This is a genomic window from Kineosporia sp. R_H_3 (assembly GCF_002198675.1).
In the GTDB taxonomy this organism is placed as follows: Bacteria; Actinomycetota; Actinomycetes; order Actinomycetales; family Kineosporiaceae; genus R-H-3.
Genome location: NZ_MWLL01000018.1, coordinates 1 through 19037 on the forward strand (window position 1 = coordinate 1; position 19037 = coordinate 19037).

Genomic DNA, 19037 nt, shown 5'->3' on the forward strand with positions numbered 1-19037 from the left:
ACAAAGACCACCTTCTCGTGGCTTCAGACCAGTCACCAGACCGGGGACGGTTCAGCCTGGGACAACGCCATCGATCCGGGCAGCGCGCCGGGCTTGCGGGCCAGGACCTCCAGGTAGTGGTCCAGGACCAGGACCTGCCCGCCGCGGACCCGGGACCGCTCGTGCCGCGCCACCACGGTCTTGCCATCGAAGACCAGGACTTCGTCGGCACGCAGCAGCACCCGCAGCCGGGCGCCGATGAACCGGGCCGGGACGGAGTAGAGGGTCTGGCGGACGCTGATCCGGGCGTGCCGGTCGACCCGCGGGGTCAACGTGATCCCGGTCTCGAACGCCTCACCCGGCAGCGGCCGCAGCACCGGCGCCTCGAGCGCGAAGTCCGTCGCGACACTGACGGTGCGCCCTTCCAGGCGCCGCCGGTCGTCCTTGAGGTCGGCCGCGGCCAGGAGCAGGTTCAGCTCCCCGATCGTGGCCACGACCGGCATCGGGACCAGGTGATTGCGGCGGAACCGGCCGCCTTCGACCTCGACCCCGCCCTTCTCGTGAGCGCCCTCGACACCAGGACGGCAGTAGAACGCGTCGAAGCCGTAGTGGGAGCGGAACGTGACCCACCGGGTCGACTCGATCCGGGTGCGGCCGAACAGCACCCGGGTCACGGCGTTCTTCAGGTTGTCGTAGCGGATATGGGTCACCGGCACCCCGCCCAGCTGCTCGAAGGCGTGGACGTGGCCTTCCAGGAACGACTCCTGACACTGCGAGGCGAACGCCCGGTGCACCGCCCTGCCCGAGTACGACATCCGCAACGTGAACATGAACACCTTCGTCTTCACCCCGGCCAGCACCACCCACAAGTCGGCGAAGTCCACCTCGGCGTGTGCGCCCGGCTCATGAAACTGGGCGATGTAGACCTCCTGCGGGGACCGGCCGGCCTCAGCCCAGATCTGCGGGCGCCGGTCCCGGACGTAGTCCCGGACCGTGGAGTACGTGATCTCGGTCAGGGCATGCTCGTCGACCAGCCGGGCATGGACCCGCCGAGCGGTGTGACGCTGCTTCCTCGGCGCCGTCAGGTCCTCACGCAGCATCGTGTCGATCAACGCCTTGGCCGGCTCCAGCCTCGGCGCCACCCGCTGCGGAACCTTGCGCTGCGGCGGCTCCGCGGCGTCCAGCGCCTGACGGACCGTGCGCCGATGCACCCCGTGCCGGTCCGCCAATCCCCGGATCGACAACCCCTCGACCCGGGCATCACGCCGGATCGCCTCGAACAACTCCACCTTCGACCGCACCTATCCGGCCCTCCGCGCTCCGCGCCGTCAACGACGCGCGAAGGTTCGCGGGTGGGGCCACCCCAGACCGTCAGGACACGCCCCGGCGCGTCGACCAGTGGGGCCAGATCAGACCGTCACAACCCTCGACTCACGCCACCCGCTGGAGCCAGATCAGACCGTCAGGGTGGGGCCAAATCAGGCTGACAGACTCACCCAGGGAGCAGTCATGCTGATCCGACGTCGAAGGTCCCGCCAGCGAATGTCAGCACGTGCGGCATGGGCCGCCTTGGTGACCGTGCTGCTGGCAGCCCTCTCACTCACGGTGACCTCACCGGCCAGCGCCGCGACGTACCCGACCCAGGTCTACGCGGGGAACAACGTGCGGGCAGGCGCCTCCACATCGTTCCGGGTCGTGGCCACCACGACCTCGACCGCGCGGATGCAGTGCTGGCGTGACCTCCAGGTCGTCAGCGGAAGTCCTCGCTGGTTCCTCGTGGAGCTGAGCAACGGTCAGGAGGGGTTCATTCACTCGTCCCTCACCGTGCCCAGCACCCAGACCTCGACCCCCAAGTGCGACACGCTGCAGCGAGTGCGCGCGGCCGACTGGGCCCTCGCCCAGCTCGGCAAGACCTACGACGACACCGGCCGCCAGGTCACCTGGGCACCGGGACCGGACAAGGAGTGGTCGGGCGACTGCTTGGCGTTCGTCAACCACTCCTACCGCATCGCCGGGCACACGGGTCTTGGCGCGGCCACGGCGATCGGTCAGTGGAACAGCCCGCCCGCTGGGGCGATCAAGATGACGGGTCTTCTCCCGCGGTACGGCGACCCGGTGTTCACCAACATCCCGAGCGTCGGGCACACCGCGATTTACATCGGCGGGACGTCCATGATCGGAACGCAGGGTGTGGACGGGTCCCGGCTGCCCATCGAGATCTACTCGCTCTACAACAAGTACCCGACGTACCAGGGCTACCTGAAGCTCGGATCGTGACCAGCCACTGACCCCACGCGGCAGGGGAGGGAGCCAGGCGAATCACGCCCGGGCCCCTCCCCTGTCGGTGTCGGTGTCGTTTCGATGCCAGCGCTAGCCCGCGCGGCCCAGCCAGTGCCGTCGGTGCAGTACCTCGGCTGTGCGCGGCGGGAGGTCCTCCTCGACCTCCGCGTCGTGGTTGGCGAGGATTCGGCTGACGAGCCGGTCGGCTTCGGCTCGGTTGCCTTGGGCGTCGCAGGCTGCGACCAGGTCGAGGAGCGCAACGTCGTCGGCGCTACCGGCGGTGAGGGCGACCCGCGCGGCGGCGGCGGCGAGGTCGGGGCGGCTGGTGGCGAGGTGGTGGGTGGCGACGACGTGGGCGACGTCGACGATCATGCCGGTGTAGGTGTGGTCGAGGGGGTCGTCGGCGAGCCAGGCATAGCCGCTGGGCCGGCGGTCAGCGAAGGGTGGTCCGGTGACCAGGTCGAGGGCTGCCTGCAGGTCTGTGACGCCGTCGGCGCCGCGGGCGACCCCGCGGAGCCGTAGCCGACGGAACAGGTCGGCGTCGACGAGCAGCCCATCGATCCGGTAGAGGCCGGGGCCGCCGGTGGGGTTGATGGCGGTGGGGACGTAGTCGGTGCCGCTGGTGGGGTCGGTGCCGAGGCGTTTGCGGACCATGTAGATGGCCTGGCGGACCTTGGAGGTGGTGGTCGCGCGGGGGTCGGTCGGCCACAGGTCTTCGCCGAGCTGCTCGGCGGTGACGCCGCGGGGGTGGCAGGCGAGGTAGGCGACGACTTCGGTGGTCCAGGCGCGGCGGTGCTTCTCGGTGGGCAGGTCGACGCCGGCGCGCACGATGAGCGGCCCCAGCACAGTCAGCCGGGGCCGGGGGCAGTCCGGCGTCATCCAGTCGGCGAGGTCCGAGTCGAGGGTCGGGTCGGCATCGGTGACTCGGCGGCGGGCCGTGTCGTCGACGGCGGGAGCGAGGGCCGTCAGGTCGTCGCGGGTGGTGGCTGTGCTCTCCAGGTACGCAGCGGGCGGCAGGGGCAGCACCCGGTCGGGGCGCACCGACCCGGTCGTGGCGTCCCCCGCCTGTCGCTCGAGGCTCGTCGCACTGACCGGCCCGGGGTCGGCTGCGGTCACGGCCTCGGTCAGCACGTCGTGGCGTGGCGCGCCCGCGAGGTCGGCGCAGCCCTGCCAGCCGGCGTCTCCGGGTGCGTCGGGCATCGGCCGGTCGTCGGTGCGGGCCGCGACGGTGAGGAGCTGGGCGAGCTGGGCGGCCTCATGGGCAGGGAGCTGCTGGGCGACCAGGTCCAGGCCGAGGGCCGGGATGTGGAGCGCGCCGTCGGCGTCGACGTTCAGCTGCCACGATGCGGCGCCGGTGGGCAGGTGGCGGCCCGTGAGGACGACCGCTGCTGCCGTCCGCCGCCCGGCACCGTCTCGACCGTGGTCTGGGTTGCTGCCTCGGTCGCTGTCTCGGCTGCCGCGGACGGCGTCGAGCAGGGGGCCGAGTTCCTCGAGGAGGTCGGGGTCGTCGAGGTCGGCGAGCAGGACGACCTGGGGGAAGAGCAGGTCGGCTGCGACGTCGCGGAGTCGGCCGGTCAGGACGTCGATGCCGGCGGACTTCAGGGCCCATGCGACGTTGCGGAGCTGGGTCAGGGACCGGGTGACGGCGGTGGCGGGGTCGGTGGTGACGGTGACCCGGTCGGGGTTGAGGTCGGCGATCTCGGCACCGAACCCGGCCAGGGTGACGGCGAGCTGCTCGGACCAGGTGTTGTGGGCGAGCTCGGCGGCGATGAACCGGGCCAGGTCGAGGCAGCGTGCGGGGTCGCCGGTCAGGGCCACGGACCCGGCGCGTTCCAGGTCGAGCAGCCAGTAGTCGCCGCCGGTGGTGTACCCGACGGAGGCCAGCGCCGGGTAAGGCGCGAGCAGCCGGCCCGCAGCGGCCGGGTCGAAGCCGGTCGGGGCGCCGCGGTCCAGGGTCCAGCGGGTCCCAGACGTGTGGACGGTCCATGCGCCGGGCGCCAGGGCCCGGGGCTCGGCGAGGACGAGCTCGAGTTCGGTCGCGGACAGCCGGGCCGCGACGACGTCCGGCAGCGATCCCCGCGGCTCAGTCCCGTCCGGTGATCCGTCCGGTGAGCTGTCGGGGCCGGGCATCTGGAGGTGGACCAGGCCGCGCAGGGCTTCGTTGAGCCAGCTGACGTCGGCGACACCGGCGCCGGTGGTGACGGCCCGCTCGGTTCCGGACAGGTGCGGGGGCGTTGCGGCGATGGCCCGGCCGAGGCGGCGGTGGCGTTGCTGGCGGCGGCGGTGACGGCGCAAGGCTTCGGCGCTGACCCCGGCCAGCAGGAGCCCGCCTGCCCCGAACAAGGTGGCGGCCAACGAGAAATCACCAGCCGGGGCACCGGCGTCTGCCGACGTCTCCTCCCCCGCTGTCACGGTGGTGGCGTCGGGGGGCGGCGTGACCCGTGGCGCAACTGCGCCGGTGGTCGTCGACGAGGCAGCGCCTCGACCACGATCCGTGTCATCGGCTCGCGTCGCAGGGTTCGGCGCGGTCTCAGGCGCGGCTTCCGTGCCTGCCGTGGGCGCAGCGGTCGGTGCGACGGTCGGGGCGTGGGCCGAAGGCGGTGACGCGCTCGGGGCCGACTGGTCCGGGCTCTTCCTGCCGTCGTCGGTGGGTTGGGCGGATGGGAGGTCGAGGGTCCAGCCGGGCAGGATGAGGTCGGGGTCGGTGAAGGTGCGGCCGCCGGGTTGGGGGCTGTTCTGGTTCTCCTGCCAGAGGCGGTGCCAGTCGGCGACGTCGTGCTCGACGGCGATCCCCGACAGGGTGTCACCGCGCCGGACCGTGACCTCGTCCGTGACCTCGTCCGATGCCGTGTCGGGGGCTTCTCGCGTGTCCGCTGCTGCGGTGCTGTCATCGCTTCCGGGCGTGGTGACGGCCTCGTCACCGGGCGGGAGGTCGGCGCCAGCGGGGAGGGTGACGGTCCATCCGGGGCGCAGCAGATCCGGGGAGGTCATTACGGCGCCGTCGCTCTGGCGGCGGCCGCTGTTGAGGTCCCAGATCTCCTGCCAGCGCAGGCCGTCGCCGAGGAACCGCTCGGCCAGATCCCAGTACGTCCCAGGCCCGTCGTCGCTGACCGTGTAGACCGCCTGCCTCGTCGCTGCCTCGTGGGTCTCGACGGACCCTGCCTGTTCGGCGGGCTCGGGGGCGACGAACGTTGCTGGGGCGGTGGCGACGGCTGTCGGTCTGGCCGCCGATCCCCGCGCGCTGCTCGAGGCGGCGGACGGCGGGGCCCCGAGGTGCAGGGGGGCGATGACGAACGCGGCGACGACGAGCAGGTGCGCCAGGTGCCGCTGGCTGGGGAACAGCCCGGGCAGCCGGGCCGGCAGCCGGATCCCGGCCAGGACGGCGAGGGTCTCGGCGACGACGGCGACGGCGAACTGTGCCCAGGCGACCCAGGCGACCACGGCGAGGACCGCGACGACCGCGGTGTCGGACAGGTCGCCGGCGCGCAGGTCGGGCCAGGCCTGCAGCGGGTTCCCGACCGTGGCGGCCAGGCCCACTGGCAGCCCGACGACCAGGACGAGCAGGACGACGAGTGCGGCGGCCGCCCGCAGATACCGCGCGGGGCTCCGCTGGGAATGCAGCAGTTGGAGTTGCGGCATCAGGGGCCTCCGGTGGTGGTTCCGTGCAGCACGGTCGCGGTCGCGGCGGCGGTCCCGGTCAGGTCGCTGACGCCGACCGCGCTCAGGACCACCGCGCGGCGGGGGACGTGCGCGGTGACGGTGACGTCGAGACCGTTGACCTGGATCTCACCGGTCGCGCCGGCCAGGGCGAGGACCCGGGTGGCCGCGGCCCGGGCGGCGGCCGGGTCGACGGCGAGAGCGGCGGGGCTGGGGCCGCGCAGGGATGCCGGGGACAGGGCGTCGGCGCCGGCGCGGGAGGCCTGCTCGGCGAGGTCGGCGGCCCGGGCCCGGGCAGCGATCGCGGCACCACCGTCGATGACCAGCCCCGCCATCACCAGCAACCCGACCATGATCAGCGCCATGTAGAGCGCGACCGACCCCCGGTCCTGACGCCCCGCTCCCCCACCACGCGTCAGGACGCGGCCCTGGGGAACGCGGCACTGGGTCACGGTGCCGCTCCTGCGCCGGCGAAATCGCGGTACGACTCAAGGGGTGCCGTGGAAGACGCCGTGAGAGTGAGTCGCCCTGGCACTCCGGCCAACGCAAGGCTCGACAAATCGACGGTGCAGGTGACGTCGGCGGTGACCTGCCCGCCCGGCCGGAAGGCGCTGGTGTCGAGGCTGACCCGGGCGCCGGTGCAGGACAGGCCCGCGCCGGCGAGGGTCTCCCGGGCGTCTCGGCCGGCGATGGTGGATGCCTGCCCTGGGGTGGCCGCCAGCGACGCGGAGCGGGCCGCTGCGGCGGCGGCCTGGTCGACCATCGCGCGGCCGTGGGTGACCCGGCCGAACGCGACGACGACGAGCAGCATCACGATGATCAGTGGCGCGAGGATCGCCATCTCCAGAGCCATCAACCCGTCATCTCCGCGACGCTGTGCGTGCTGCTCGGGTCGTCCAGCCCGAATCACGGAGCCACAAACCTCTCGACGGGTCCGGAGGCGCTCTCCTCGACGTCGACGCCGCCGGAGACGACGGCGGACAGGCCGGGGATGACGGCCAGGACCCGGGCGTGGACCCGGACGGTGGCGGTGGTGGGGGTGCGGGTGACATCGACGGACGGGGCGCTGAGCAGGTTCGGTGCGACCGCGCGCAGGTACCCGGTGGCGGCCTGCTCGCCGGCGCCTGGGGTGGCCTGGTAGCCGCGGGCGGTGCGCAGGCCGGTCTGGGCGGCGGCCTCGGCGACGTGACGGCCGTGCCAGATCAGGGCCCACTGGACGACGAGCATGCTGAGCAGCACCACGACGGGCAGGACGATCGCGGCCTCGACGATCGAGTACCCCGCGTCGCCCCGAGCTGCGCACCGGCGGCAGGTAGCCCGCTGGCAGGTTGCTCGCGGCCAGCGGGTTGCTCGTCGTCGAGAGGTCACTGGGTCTTGACGCTGTTCGCTGCCTGGGTCGCCTTGGCCACCAGGATCCCGACCACGAGGATCGCGGCTGCGGCGAACAGCCCGACGATGATGACGGTCTGGACGATGTCACCGCGGTCCTCGATGACGCCGTCACGGTCACGGCGCTGCAGGCGCTGCTGGGTGGTCGCGAGCCAGGCTCGCACCATCTGGATCTCGAGCATCCGTCTCTCCTTCTTCGAGGGTCCCGGGTGAGGGGGCGGTCCCTGGGTGGCAGGCGCTATGGGGTCAGCAATTGCGAACTGTCGGAAGACAACTCAGAACGCCAGTACGGCGACGATGGCGGGATAGGAGATGAACACGATGAACCCGAACCCGATGAGGACCTGGGCCAGGCGCATCGACTGGTCCTTCTGACCGGCCAGGCCTTCGGCTTCTGCGAGCTCGCGGCGGCGCATCGTGGCGGCGCGGGCGGTCAGGGTCTGCCGGACCCGGGCGCCGTCACGACCGACGAGCCGGACCAGCGTGCCGAGGTCACGCAGCTCGGCGACCCCGATCCGCTCCCCCAGCTCGGTCAGGGCGTCCCACTGGTCGACGCCGGACAGGTTGGCCCGCCACAACGTGTCCCGCAGCAGGGCCATCGGCCAGCCGGCGCCCACCCGGGCAGCGTTCGGCAACGCCTCCGCCGGTGCGGCGGAGCCCGCCATCTCCAGGGCGACCAGGTCCAGATAGGCGCCCAGGGCGCGGCGGAACTCCTGGCGGCGGGCCGCGGCGTGCCGGCGGGCCTCCAGGTCGGTGAGGAACGAACACGCCACCCCGGCCCCGAGCGCCAGCACGGTGGTCACCCCGGACGGCGGCGACCAGTTGGTCGCGACCTGCAGTCCCACGGCGGTCGCGGCCACGAGCAGGAACCCGACGACACCGGCGAGCAGCTTTCGCCCCAGCGCCCACTCCAGGGTGTTCCCGGTCAAGGTGAGGTCCTGCCGCAAGGTGGTGAACGTGATGCCGCGGCGGGCGAGCTCGGTGGTCAGCCACGCCCCGGCCCGCCCCAGGACACCCGACATCCCCGCAGCCTCGAGCGCGCCAGCCGGGCCGACGGACAGGCGGTCGTACCCAGCGCGCTGGCTACCGGGCTGACTGTGGAGCGCGTCGAACTGACCCAGCTGCACCAACGCCGACGGGCGAGGCGCGGCGAGACGCCAGATCAGCGCGAAGACCACCGCCCCCAAGCAGGCCCCGACCGCCGCCAGGGCGATCACCGCACACCCACCGAGTGGACGCCCGCCGAGTGGTCTGCCGAGTGGTTTGCGCCGAGCCGGCTGGTCACCGCGGCGGCGGACAGGCCGGTCAGGGACGCGACGAGCCGGACCTCGGCGGGGTCGGTCCAGGCCGGTCTGCCGGGTCTGTTGAGGAACGCCGCGACCGGGTCGTCGGCTGCGAGCTTGCGCATCCACGCGAAGCCGGTCGCGAACAGGCCGACCACGACGAGCAGGGCGATCTGCCCGGCGAGGGTGTCGTACGGCTTGACGTAGTCGCCGCCGAACAGGATGAGGAACCCCGCGAACACGACGGTCATCAGAATCACGATCTGGACCCCGCGCCGCAGTCCCGCGCGGCCCGCGGACACCCGGCGGCGCATGTCCAGCTCTTCGCGGGCCGCGGCCGCCAGGCCGCCGAGGACCTCGGCGAGCCGGTCACCGCGGCGTCGGACGTTGAGGATCAGCGCGGCGCACACCAGGTCGGCGCTCGGGTCGTCGAGCTCGGCGGCCAACCCCAGCAGGGCGGTGTCCATCGGGGCCCGCGCGCGGATCTGCCCGGCGAGGCGGCTCAGCGCGGGCCGGATCAGCGGCGGGCAGGTCGCCGTGCTGGCCGGGATCGCCTGCTCCAGGCTGGCGTGCGCGGCGATCGTGTCCCGCAGCGACTCCGTCCACACCACCAGCGCCTCGAGCCGGGCGATCTGCCCCTGCTCGGCGTTCCGGCCACCGAACAGCTGCGGCCAGAACGCCAGCAGCACCGCGACCGCCGCCGCGGCCACCGGCCATCCCGTGAACAGCACCGTGGCCACACCGGCGGCGGCGCCGAGCGCGAACCGGCCCGACACCGCCGGCGACGACACCCACGCCCGGACCTGCCCCAGCCGCTGCACAACACGAGCGTCTGGCCGCGAGTCCGGGCGGCCCGCGTCGACCGGGCGGCCGCGCAGCCCGGCGACAAGCAGGACCAGCCCGGCCGCGACCCCCGCGGCGCACAACGCCGCCGCCAGTGTCCCCAGATGCAGGCCGGGCATCAGCGACCCCCGCTCCACCCGACATCGGCGTACCCACTGCCCGAGTACCCGTCGGCGCGGTAGGTGTTGCCGCCGTACCCGTTGCTGGCGTGCGTGTTGCTGGCATGGGTGTTGCTGGTGTGGGTCCAGCCGGGGGCATCGTTGTAGCCGGCTTCCTCGAGCTTGCGCAGCCGGCTGATCGGGATCTCGATGTCTCGGACGGCGGCGCCGTCCTGGCCTTCGGTGAAGATCCGGGACCGGGTGACCCGGCCGTCGGCGGAGCCGGTGACCTCCAGGACTTCCATCACCGCGCGGCGGCCGCCGGCGCGGGGGTTCTTGCGGACGAACACGACGAAGTCCAGCGTCGAGCCGATCAGGGAGTGCGAGACGTCGAAGGACAGGCCCTCGTGCTGTGCCGCGTAGGTCGCGAGCCGGCCGAAGACGTCGGCGGCGTCCCGGGCGTGGATCGTCGACAGGGACCCGTCGTTCCCCTGGCTCATCGCCGAGAGCATCTCGACGACCTCCGACCCCAGGACCTCACCGACGATCACCCGGGACGGGTTCTGCCGGCGGGTCCGGCGCACCAGCTGGCCGATGCTCACCCCGCCACCGGTTCCGCCGGCGCTGTCCGGGGACCCGAGGACCTCCTCCATCTCCACCACGTCGGGGTGCAGGTCGGGGTGGCGGCGCAGCCCCAGCTCGAGGGCCCGTTCGACGGTGATCAGTCGCTCGTGCGGCGGGATGCAGTTGATCAGTGCCCGCAGCAGGGTGGTCTTCCCGGCGTCGGTGGCGCCGGCGACCATGATGTTGCAGCGGGACAGGACCGCCGCCCGCAGGAACGCCGCGAGCTGCTCGTCGACTGTGCCCAACTCGACCAGCGTCGTCGCCCTGCCCACCCCACTGCCCGGCCCGCTGCCGTTGCCGCGGCTGGTGCTGTTGGTGGTTCGGGCCTGGGGTGGGATCTCGTCGAGGAACATCTGCGGGAACCGGTTGCGGCGGATGGAGATCGACGGCCGCTCCGAGGCGACCATGATCGCCGACAGTCGCGAGCCGTCGGGCAGTCGCAGGTCCAGCTCGGGGGTGGCCGGGGTGAACGGGCGGGCGTTGAGCCCGGCATAGGCACCGAGGTTGCGGACGATGTCGACCAGGTCCTCGTCCGTGGCCGCGACCGGCCGGTCCCGGACCTTGCTGCCGTCCGCGCGGGTCACCCAGACCTCGTCGCAGCCGTTGATGTCGATGTTCTCCACACCGGCGTCGTCCAGCAGCGCCTGCAGCGCACCCGCCCCGTACATCGCGGCGTCGATCGCCTCGACGAGCCGCACGTCGTACGACCCGTCGGGCAGCTCCTGCCCGGCCGCGATCTGTTCCTGCATGTACCGCTGTACGGCGTCCCGAGCGAAGCTCAACGCGAGCTGCCGCTCGTCCGCCGAAGCCAGCGCGGCACCCTGCTGCTCGTACTGCTGCTTCGTGGCGGTCATCCGGTCGGCGACCTCCGCCTGCAACCGGCGGACCAGTCCGTAGTTCAACGCCGGCGCCGTCACCGAGCCGCCTCGTGCCGGCCGGCCGCAGACGCACGGGCGTGGTCGGCCACACCGCGCGCTGCGGCCGGCTGTGCTGACGAACGAGGTGCTGACGAGTGCGGCGCTGACGAATGGGGGGCTGCGGCGTTCGGGCCCGGGACGGGGACCCCGGACGGCGGCGGCCAGGACCCAGGCGCAGCGCCTCCGTCAATGGGAGTCGCTGCCGCAGAACGCGTCAGCACCGGAGCAGCGGCCGCCGCAGCAGGCGATGCCGACGGCGATGCGGACGGCGATGCGGACGGCGATGCGGCCGGCGATGCGGACGGCGCGATGAGCTCAGGCCACCAGCTGCCGAGCGTCGCCGCGAGTTCGCCGGCACTGGCGAACAGGTCGCTGCGCGCGGCGCGCTTCGGCAACTCCCCGGCGCGCAGCGAAGTTGCCGACGCGGGGTCGGTCGCGACGTACCCGGCGACCGGGATCGGTGACCCGCCGGCCTGCAGCATGTGGCTCACCTGACGCACCGCGGCCGTGGCCTCCTTGCGCGGGGCTGTCACCACGACCGCCACCGGGTGCCGCTTCAGCCGTGGGTCGCCGAGGGTGTGCGCGAGCTCGTTCACCCTCTCCCGCAGGTGATACAGGTCCTCGACACTGACCCGGGTCACCACCAGAACGGCGGTCGCCGCCCGAGCCAGCGCCGCCGCCGGGTTGCCCGGCTGGAACCGGCCCAGGTCGGCGATCACCGTCCCCGGCCAGGCCGCGGCGACACCTGCGACGGCCGGCCACAGGGCACGCATCGGCTGGTAGGCCTGCGCACCCGCCGGGCCCGGCACGACCGGCAGCCCCCACGCCGTCGCCTGGCAGTACCTGGCGAGGTCCGCGGCCGGTAGACCGGTCCGGGCATCAGCAGCCAGCGTCAGCAGCCCGGGTTCGGCGGCGAGAAGCTGCCCGGTCGAGGGCTGCTTCGCGCGGAACGCGAGGTCACCCCCCGAGGAGTCGGCCTCGAGCAGCATCCGCTCCCCCGGCCACGCGATGCCCAACGCCGCCGCCAGCGTCGTCACCCCAGGGGACCCCTTGTCGGCGCAGACCCCGACGATCACTGCGCCGCGACCTTGATCAGCGCGATCTGGCCCGCGCCGCTGGCCGCGGCCACCGGGACCGCCTGCGTCTTCTGCACCACCAGGGTCAGCAGCGTCCCGCCGAGCTGGCTCGGGTCCTCCCGCGCCGCGAACACCCGCGCCCGCCCCACCAGGACCTCCGGCGGGCCCGGCTTGGCCGACGACCCCGACGGCAGCGCCACCACCTCGACGACATCACCGGGACGAAGACCGTCCGCAGGGATCTGCCCCGGCTTCACCACCACACCCACCTGGGCCTCCGTGGCCGCGAGAACCGCCCCGGAGGTGACCATCGACCGCTGCAGCAGCATGTTCGGCAACAGCCGCACCGCCGCGGTCTGCCCGACCACCGACTCCAACCCCGAACCCGCGATCGCCGTCACCCCGCCGGCCACAGCGACCGTCGACAGGTCGGCCCGGACGATCTGCCGGCCCTCCGGCACTTCACGGACCACCACGACGACAGCGGTCTTCGCGCCCGCCGCGGTGTAGAGGTACGCGCCGATCGCCGCGAACCCCACCACCAGAGCCACCCCGAGTGCCACCCAACCCGGCCGGCGTTGCCTGGTAGGCAACGCAGCAGCACGCGCACCAGGCGGCGCCGCAGGCGGGGCGGTGGCCGTTGCCATGGCAGTCACCGGACTGTCCCTTCCGTCACCGGGTCACGACCTGGATCTGCTGAACGACGAACGACGACGACGCCTGCGTCCGCATCGCAGGCAGCGTCCCCCCGGTACCGCCGGAGCCGCGCCAGGTCACCGTCCACTCGATCGACAGCGTCGCTGTCAGCGGGGCCGCAGAGACCCGCTCGTATCGGAACCCGCAGCCGCCGGCCGTAGGAGCCGCGTTCCCGTCCGCCTCCCGCCAAGGTCGCCCAGGACCAGGACTAGGACAGGCGACAGTCGCGCTGCCGTCCCCCGGCGTGAACGACAACTGGGCCGGGGTGACGGCCACCTCCGCCCAGACAGCGCCAGCCGCCGCGCGCCGAAAACGGAGTCCACGACGCCGGGTCCGTCCAGACCCAGGTCCACAAGTTCACCCACGTGTACGGGACCCCGGCATCGGTGTTCGACTCAGACGGCGACCGACGCATCACCGGACTCGGCATCGTCAAGGAGTCCAAGGCGCGCCGGGCAAGCTCCTCCGGAGTTGGGCCAGCGGGAGGAGCAGCCAGCCACACCTGCCTGGATGTTGGAGCGAGACCCTGGTTCGTCGTGCACCAGTACACGGCACCGTCCGTATGCCCGGCCCACACGGGGTCCGTCTGCGGAGGCTGCGGGCTAGCGAGCGAGAGGTAGCACTGCATCTGGTTGGACCAGGTGCCTCCAGACGCTGTGCAGGACACTGGCGTACCGTCACGCAGGCATTCGTTCCTGCCTCCGGAGCCGCCGCCTCCGCCCCCGGTCCCTGGCGTTGGAGGGGTAATGACCTCGATCGTGCACTGTCCAGTGAAGGGGTCGCAGCCAGCGTCCTGCCCTGCGGCCTGCGCTCCGGAGGCTGGGAGAACGAGCGCCACCACGGCCAACACGACGGCCACTGTCAGGCTCAGGCTGCGGTGCATGTCCGACTCTTGTCTGCGGTCACCTTCGAGGGGCCCCAGCGTCCGTCAACCTTGATGACCTCAACCGTGAGCTTGTACGGCGGGGACACGCTGCCGTTGGCGTCTGGGACCAGTTCACCGGTCTTCACCACGTACTTGCGCCATGTTGGCGCCGGTGTCATGCAATCGGTCAGCACAATCAACGGGTATGGCTGGGCGGCCAGGTCGACCGACTGCACCTTGACGCGAGGACGACCGGGGGTGCCACGGAAAGCGGTCTTCTCATTGGCCAGGCCTGCGATGTAGTCGATGTACTGGATCCGGATCGGATCGAAGGCGACGGAGGTGAACGCCTTCGCGCTCTCCTCGTCCTTCGAGAACGCTGCAGGGTCACGTTCAGCATCCTTCGCCGCCCGCCAGAACGCCTCGTATGCGTCGAGCGCCGGCTGAGCCGCCGGATCGACAGCGGGGCTCACGCTCGGGGACGACGTCGGGGTCAGTGTGGTGGAGGTCGGCGCTGGCTGGATGCGCGGCTCGCTTCCGCCAGAGCATGCAGTCAGCAGAAGGCCGCCGCACACAGCGGCAACGAAGGCGGCCCTACTCCCCCGGCGACTCACGACTCGCATCCCTTCCCAGACAGGCGACAGTCCGATCACACGCGTCGTGTGATCGGTCGCAGGGCCGTGCGACCGATCACGCGGGTGATCGTTGGCGTAGTCAAGCGAGACCTGGCACCCAGGTCAAGCCCCTGGTGCGCACCTGACACCGATGCCTATGGCAGGGCGACAGGGCTGCGCTCGCGGCTTGCGCCCCTTGCCGACTGATGCTCGACGCTAGTGGCGGACTGTGACCCCGGGCGTCTGAGCTGTGATCCACTGATGGTATCCACCGCCCGTCTTCACGAGTCACGCCACGGCCGGTGGCCTGCATCCCCTCACCGGGGATGATCAAGGAGGGAACGGGGGTGGTGCCGAGAGAACGAAACCGTTTGCCGGCGCCGGGCCGTCGGCTTCAGCGCTGATCTGCCCTCTAGACACGAACGCGCAGCATGCAAGCCTGGATAGGTCACCTCACGAGCACTGTGACGATCCATGCGACGTAGCCCGCGGCGATGGTGCCAAAGCCGATCAGTGTCGCTCTGTTGCTCCGACGCCGGCGGCGCTGCTCACGATCTTCTATGTCCATGGGATTCCTCCGTCTGTGGTCTTCCAACCGGCCAGCGACGGGCGGCTCAGGTTTCACAGACGGACCACAGCGACCAGATTTTTGTACATTACGGCCTTCACCCGCACGGAGTCGCCGGTCTGCGGTGCGGTCACCATCATGCCGTTACCTAGATAGATCGCGACGTGGCTGATCGGTGAGTAGAAGAAGACCAGGTCGCCTGCCCGCATGTCCGCTGAAGACACCCGCGTCCCGTAGGTGGCCTGCATGCGTGAGCTGTGCGGAAGGGAGACGCCTCCGCGAGCCCAAGCCTGCATCGTCAGGCCGCTGCAGTCGAAGCTGTCTGGCCCGGCCGCGCCCCAGCGATACGGGTCACCGATCTGCGCGCAGGCGTAGGCCAGCACCGCCTTCACCCTGGCCGACGGGGCCGAGACGCCAACGTCGCCGCACGTCGTTGACGTGCCGCTCGGTGATGACGTGGGAGGAGGCGCTCCGCTGCCGTCATCCTGTGCCGCGCGGCGCTCGGCATCTCTGCTCGCCCGATCCAGGGCGCGGCGCTGTTCTGCGGTCAGGCGGGACAGCAGAGCCTGCGCTGCGGCGAGCTTCGCCTCCACGGCTCGCCGCGCGCCCGCGAGCTTGGCGTCCGCGGAGGAAACCTTGGCCTTCTGGCGACCCAGGTCGGCGATATCCGTCGCGAGTTCGCGCTGCTCCGCCTTGAGTCTCAACACCGCGGTCGTCTGTCGGTCAGCAAGCGTTTCCACGACTCCGGCTTGCGCGAGAAGAGTGTCGGGATCGTCGCCCAGGTACAACTCGAGGGTTCCGAACGAACCGTTGCGGTATGACTCAGCGGCCAACTGGCCGACGAGGCGCTGTGACTCCTGAACTCTGCGTCGCTGGGCATCCAGCCGGACCTGGGCGGCGCCGACACGCACGTCCAGACCCTTGAGCTGCTCACGAGTGTCGTTGTAGCTCTCGGAGGCAATCTCTGCCTCATGCCGGAGTTTCTCAACCTTCGCCTGCAGCGTGCTGATGTCGACGGTCGGGCTTGCCTGAGCCCCGCCGGCCGCTACGACGATGAGCACCGAACTGAGAACGACGGCTAGACGCATGCGGGTGACCGAAACGGATGGCCTGGCGGGGTCGAAGGAGATACCGCGCAAGTGAGAGTCACTCCATCTGTCGTCGGACCAGCGGGTGCGCGAACCTTGACCGCGCGCCCGACGTGAGTCGAACCTTGTCGAAGCCGCGGCCAGGGCCGGCAGCCGTTCGGGAAGTACACTGGTGGGACGTCAACGGCCTGACGGGCCGCCTGGACCAGCTGGTGGTTCGCCTAGCGGTCGTGGGAGACCTTAGCGGTATCGCCGTGCGGCGGCCAGATGTCCTCGCCACCTTGTGGCTATGGTCCGGCCCGGCCGGGCCGCGACTGGCGGCCCAGGTGTGTTCAGCAGCCCAGGTAGTGCTAGTCCATTCGCTCTCCGTTACGCCCAACACTGGCACGTTCGCGGGGAGTCGCTGCGTCGACGCATAGAGCAACTATTCCCTGGCGACGTAGAGTGAGACTTCCAACCCACTCTCTAACAGGGCAGTCGGCTTCGGCGGCTCCCGGCCGCGCTTCGAGACTTGCTACCGCCACCGGTGTTCGTCGAGGTCGCAGGCGCTCAGACGGCCGGATCGGCGTACGGCAGCGTCAGCCTCGGACCCGGTATCGGGTGGTCGCAACCAGGGACGCGCCGCTGTCGGTGAGCAGGTCGACCGTGACCGTCCAGTCGCCTGGGCTCGGCAACAGAAGGACGTCCGTAGCGACGTGGCCAACGGCAACCTCGGGCAGGTCGACCGGAGTGGGCGCGATCTTGGCGGCGGCGTTGGCAAGCGACGCTGACGCTGACGCCAACTGGAGGGGATCGCCATATGAGGTGTAGGCGTAGACGTGCATCGTCGTAAGGCCGACGCGAGTGCTGTCGATATCGATTATTACGGGCAACTGGCTGTCTGACGTGTCCTTCGCCGTGACCCTTGCCGAGAAGGGAATGTCATACGTGTCCTTAGCCGGGATCGTGTTGACGAGCACGGCCGTGACGACGAGAACCAAGAGACCCAGTGCCGCCTCGAGTACGACACGGCGACGCAGCGCTCGAATGAAGTGTTCGCGTGTGGCAGGGCCGGCCGCTGGGAGACGCATCTGTGTGGCGGTCGAGCTTTCGCTCGATGTTCGCTGGCCGCGTTCGGGTGTGAATGATGCGGCCACTTGATCGGGAGAGGTGACGATGTCTTGATCGTAGGCTGCGGTGGTCTCGACGGACGTCGGTGCAACGTCGTGTGACGGGGGGCTCGCGAGCCTGCGGGCGACGGCTCGGGCAGTTGCAGCGCTCGCGAGCATTACCGTGACGAGAAGTATTTTGCCGATCAGCAGTCGGCCGTAGCCCGTCCCCACGATGGCATTGCTGTACCGCACCTCGCGCCAGGCTTGGAACGAGCCCGTCACGACAAGTACCCCCACGGCAGCCACGGCGATACGTGTCCATCGCGGCAGCAGGGTCAAGAGGTCCTCCGCGGTCCCGGTGCACCGAGTACGTCTGAGCACTGCGGTCAGGAGCATGAAGAGTCCGCCGAGCCAGATGGACGCCGCGGCCGTGTGGGCCATGTCGCTCGGGACGGCCAGAACGGCGAGGTTTCCCTGCCCGGAGTGCTCGGAGTACGCAAAGGTGAAGACGAACAGGGTCCCCAAGCCGCCGAGGACGGCTCGGTGAGGGGGAGTGGACCGGAAGAGGTCACGAAGAATCGGTGCGGCGCACGCGAGCAGGGCAAGGCGCAGCAGAAGAAGCTCGCCGTACCTGGTCGTTGCTGTGCCCACCAAGAGTTCGGGATCGACCAGACCGGTGAGGCCGGTGCTTGCGCCATAGGGGCCCTGGATGACGAGGAGTGCGGCTGCCGCGACGACGGCCAAGAACCACGAGCGATGCACCAGGCTTCGCGCCAGAACGGCACGGCGGCCCGCCGGCCAGACGACTGTGAGGAAGAATGTGCCGCCGAAGAGCGCGAGGGCAGAGCTGAGCGCAAGGAAGCGCGCAACGCCGTGCGCAACGGTCACCACCACTGAGGGGGATGTCTCCAGCGTCGCCCTCGTGCTGACAGGAGTGACTCCGAACCCGAACGAGTAGGCGTTGGCCACCGGATGGCTGTCCGCGGATGACACCCGCCAGACCACGGTATAAGTGCCTCGCAGCAAGTCATCCGTCAAAGCGACGGCCACCGAGGAATCGTCGCCCGACGGGTGAAAGGGATCGCCGACATCGACTCGCCTGCCGTCGGAATCCAGGACCTCCATCGAGCGGCTTGACAGGTCCACCGACTCGGTGAAAGCCAGCCTCACCGCCCGGGGTGCCGTGTCCGTTCGGCTGTTCTGCGCGGGGGTCGCCTGCGTGAGCGTGGCATGCGCGAGCGCAGGCGTGGCGCTGACGAGTGGCCACGCGAGCGCAGCCACCAGAGCGATGAGAATGCGCGCCGCGGACAAGGCTCGGCGGGCGCCAACCGGCGTTGGGCCGGAAGGGAGGTTGGGACTGCGCACAGACGCCCCTCGATTCGTTGCTGAACTCCACGAACACGCGCAGACGACTGCATATCTCCGCGATCCGCTCTGTTGCTCTCGGGCGCCGACTCTACGGACTCATCGCGGCTGCCGACACCGTCCGATCGGGTGTGCTGAGCGCGGGATGAGCTCACCGGTGGCTCCGCGCCGTATGCGGTCGCAGCACGTGGCTCAGACCAAGACCGGCCAAGTGCTGAACATTTCACCCGGACGCACGTCCCGTTGTGGGCACCCTCACGAACAGTTCGCCTCCGGCAGACGTCGGAGTACTCGCTTAAGTCGTCAGATCCCAATGCCGGCCGACGATGTCGCCGACGCCGCGCCCCAGCTGCACGCGGAGACCGCGATCCCAGCGAGACGAATTCGCAGCGTCCGCTGGCGGGTCCAAGAACGTGCTCCCGGAGTTCGCCGTGAAAGACGTGCTCTCTGAGTTCGCCGCGAACACGGCCGCGCCCGGCGCCGAGGGCGACGGTGTCGAACTTGAGCATGACGAACCGCACCGGGCCGTGCGGAGCGGCCTCCGGGGGCAGGTCGATCCCGGACGTGTCGGTCACGGTGCGGCCGTCGATGACAACGCGGCCGA

14 protein-coding genes and 1 pseudogene are annotated in these 19037 nt (G+C 71.0%); 1 reads left to right on the forward strand and 14 read right to left on the reverse strand.

The annotated features are described in order from the left end of the window. Positions 1-53: 53 nt before the first annotated feature. Positions 54-1280, reverse strand: a pseudogene (istA, locus tag ECOMGDLI_RS01825) (IS21 family transposase); the annotation flags it as partial. Between the two features lie 394 nt (positions 1281-1674). Here istA and ECOMGDLI_RS01830 point away from each other — a divergent pair. Continuing rightward, entirely contained in the window at positions 1675-2256 is a 582-nt protein-coding gene (locus tag ECOMGDLI_RS01830) for a C40 family peptidase (RefSeq protein WP_143447437.1), read from the forward strand. A gap of 93 nt (positions 2257-2349) precedes the next feature. Here the strand turns inward: ECOMGDLI_RS01830 and ECOMGDLI_RS01835 are convergent, their stop codons facing one another. The 13 genes from ECOMGDLI_RS01835 to ECOMGDLI_RS01895 all read right to left on the reverse strand — a co-directional run bounded on the left by ECOMGDLI_RS01835 (position 2350) and on the right by ECOMGDLI_RS01895 (position 18349). Continuing rightward, positions 2350-5898 (reverse strand): LysM peptidoglycan-binding domain-containing protein, encoded by a 3549-nt coding sequence (locus ECOMGDLI_RS01835; protein ID WP_088313043.1) that lies wholly within the window; start codon positions 5896-5898, stop codon positions 2350-2352. Further along, positions 5898-6368 carry a pilus assembly protein TadG-related protein gene (locus ECOMGDLI_RS01840; protein WP_143447438.1) on the reverse strand — a complete coding sequence of 157 codons (471 nt, stop codon included), beginning with the start codon at positions 6366-6368 and terminating at the stop codon, positions 5898-5900. The genes ECOMGDLI_RS01835 and ECOMGDLI_RS01840 overlap by 1 nt, the downstream gene beginning before the upstream one ends. Next, positions 6365-6769, reverse strand: coding sequence for a TadE/TadG family type IV pilus assembly protein (locus ECOMGDLI_RS01845; protein WP_088313047.1), 405 nt, complete (start codon positions 6767-6769; stop codon positions 6365-6367). Before ECOMGDLI_RS01845 ends, ECOMGDLI_RS01840 begins: the two co-directional genes overlap by 4 nt. A gap of 53 nt (positions 6770-6822) precedes the next feature. Then, positions 6823-7284, reverse strand: coding sequence for a TadE/TadG family type IV pilus assembly protein (locus ECOMGDLI_RS01850; RefSeq protein ID WP_088313049.1), 462 nt, complete (start codon positions 7282-7284; stop codon positions 6823-6825). After that, positions 7281-7487 carry a hypothetical protein gene (locus tag ECOMGDLI_RS01855; protein WP_088313051.1) on the reverse strand — a complete coding sequence of 69 codons (207 nt, stop codon included), beginning with the start codon at positions 7485-7487 and terminating at the stop codon, positions 7281-7283. Before ECOMGDLI_RS01855 ends, ECOMGDLI_RS01850 begins: the two co-directional genes overlap by 4 nt. Before the next feature lie 93 nt (positions 7488-7580). Next, the gene (locus tag ECOMGDLI_RS01860; protein WP_143447439.1) at positions 7581-8327 is read right to left on the reverse strand and encodes a hypothetical protein; all 747 of its coding nucleotides are present in this window, start codon (positions 8325-8327) and stop codon (positions 7581-7583) included. Between the two features lie 191 nt (positions 8328-8518). Continuing rightward, a complete protein-coding gene (locus tag ECOMGDLI_RS01865) occupies positions 8519-9550 on the reverse strand; it encodes a type II secretion system F family protein (protein WP_088313116.1) in 1032 nt (343 codons plus the stop codon). Next, on the reverse strand, positions 9550-11007 hold the full coding sequence (locus ECOMGDLI_RS01870) for a CpaF family protein (protein ID WP_158220849.1): 1458 nt from the start codon (positions 11005-11007) through the stop codon (positions 9550-9552). Before ECOMGDLI_RS01870 ends, ECOMGDLI_RS01865 begins: the two co-directional genes overlap by 1 nt. 59 nt (positions 11008-11066) lie before the next feature. Then, on the reverse strand, positions 11067-12107 hold the full coding sequence (locus ECOMGDLI_RS01875; protein ID WP_143447440.1) for a hypothetical protein: 1041 nt from the start codon (positions 12105-12107) through the stop codon (positions 11067-11069). Between the two features lie 35 nt (positions 12108-12142). Continuing rightward, entirely contained in the window at positions 12143-12688 is a 546-nt protein-coding gene (locus tag ECOMGDLI_RS01880; RefSeq protein WP_088313060.1) for a hypothetical protein, read from the reverse strand. A 1021-nt stretch (positions 12689-13709) separates the two neighbouring features. Further along, complete coding sequence (locus ECOMGDLI_RS01885) at positions 13710-14180, reverse strand: hypothetical protein (protein WP_088313063.1); 471 nt, start codon at positions 14178-14180, stop codon at positions 13710-13712. A gap of 762 nt (positions 14181-14942) precedes the next feature. After that, positions 14943-15977 (reverse strand): C40 family peptidase, encoded by a 1035-nt coding sequence (locus ECOMGDLI_RS01890; protein WP_143447441.1) that lies wholly within the window; start codon positions 15975-15977, stop codon positions 14943-14945. 578 nt (positions 15978-16555) lie between these two features. Beyond that, positions 16556-18349 (reverse strand): copper resistance CopC/CopD family protein, encoded by a 1794-nt coding sequence (locus ECOMGDLI_RS01895; protein WP_158220850.1) that lies wholly within the window; start codon positions 18347-18349, stop codon positions 16556-16558. Positions 18350-19037 lie beyond the last annotated feature (688 nt).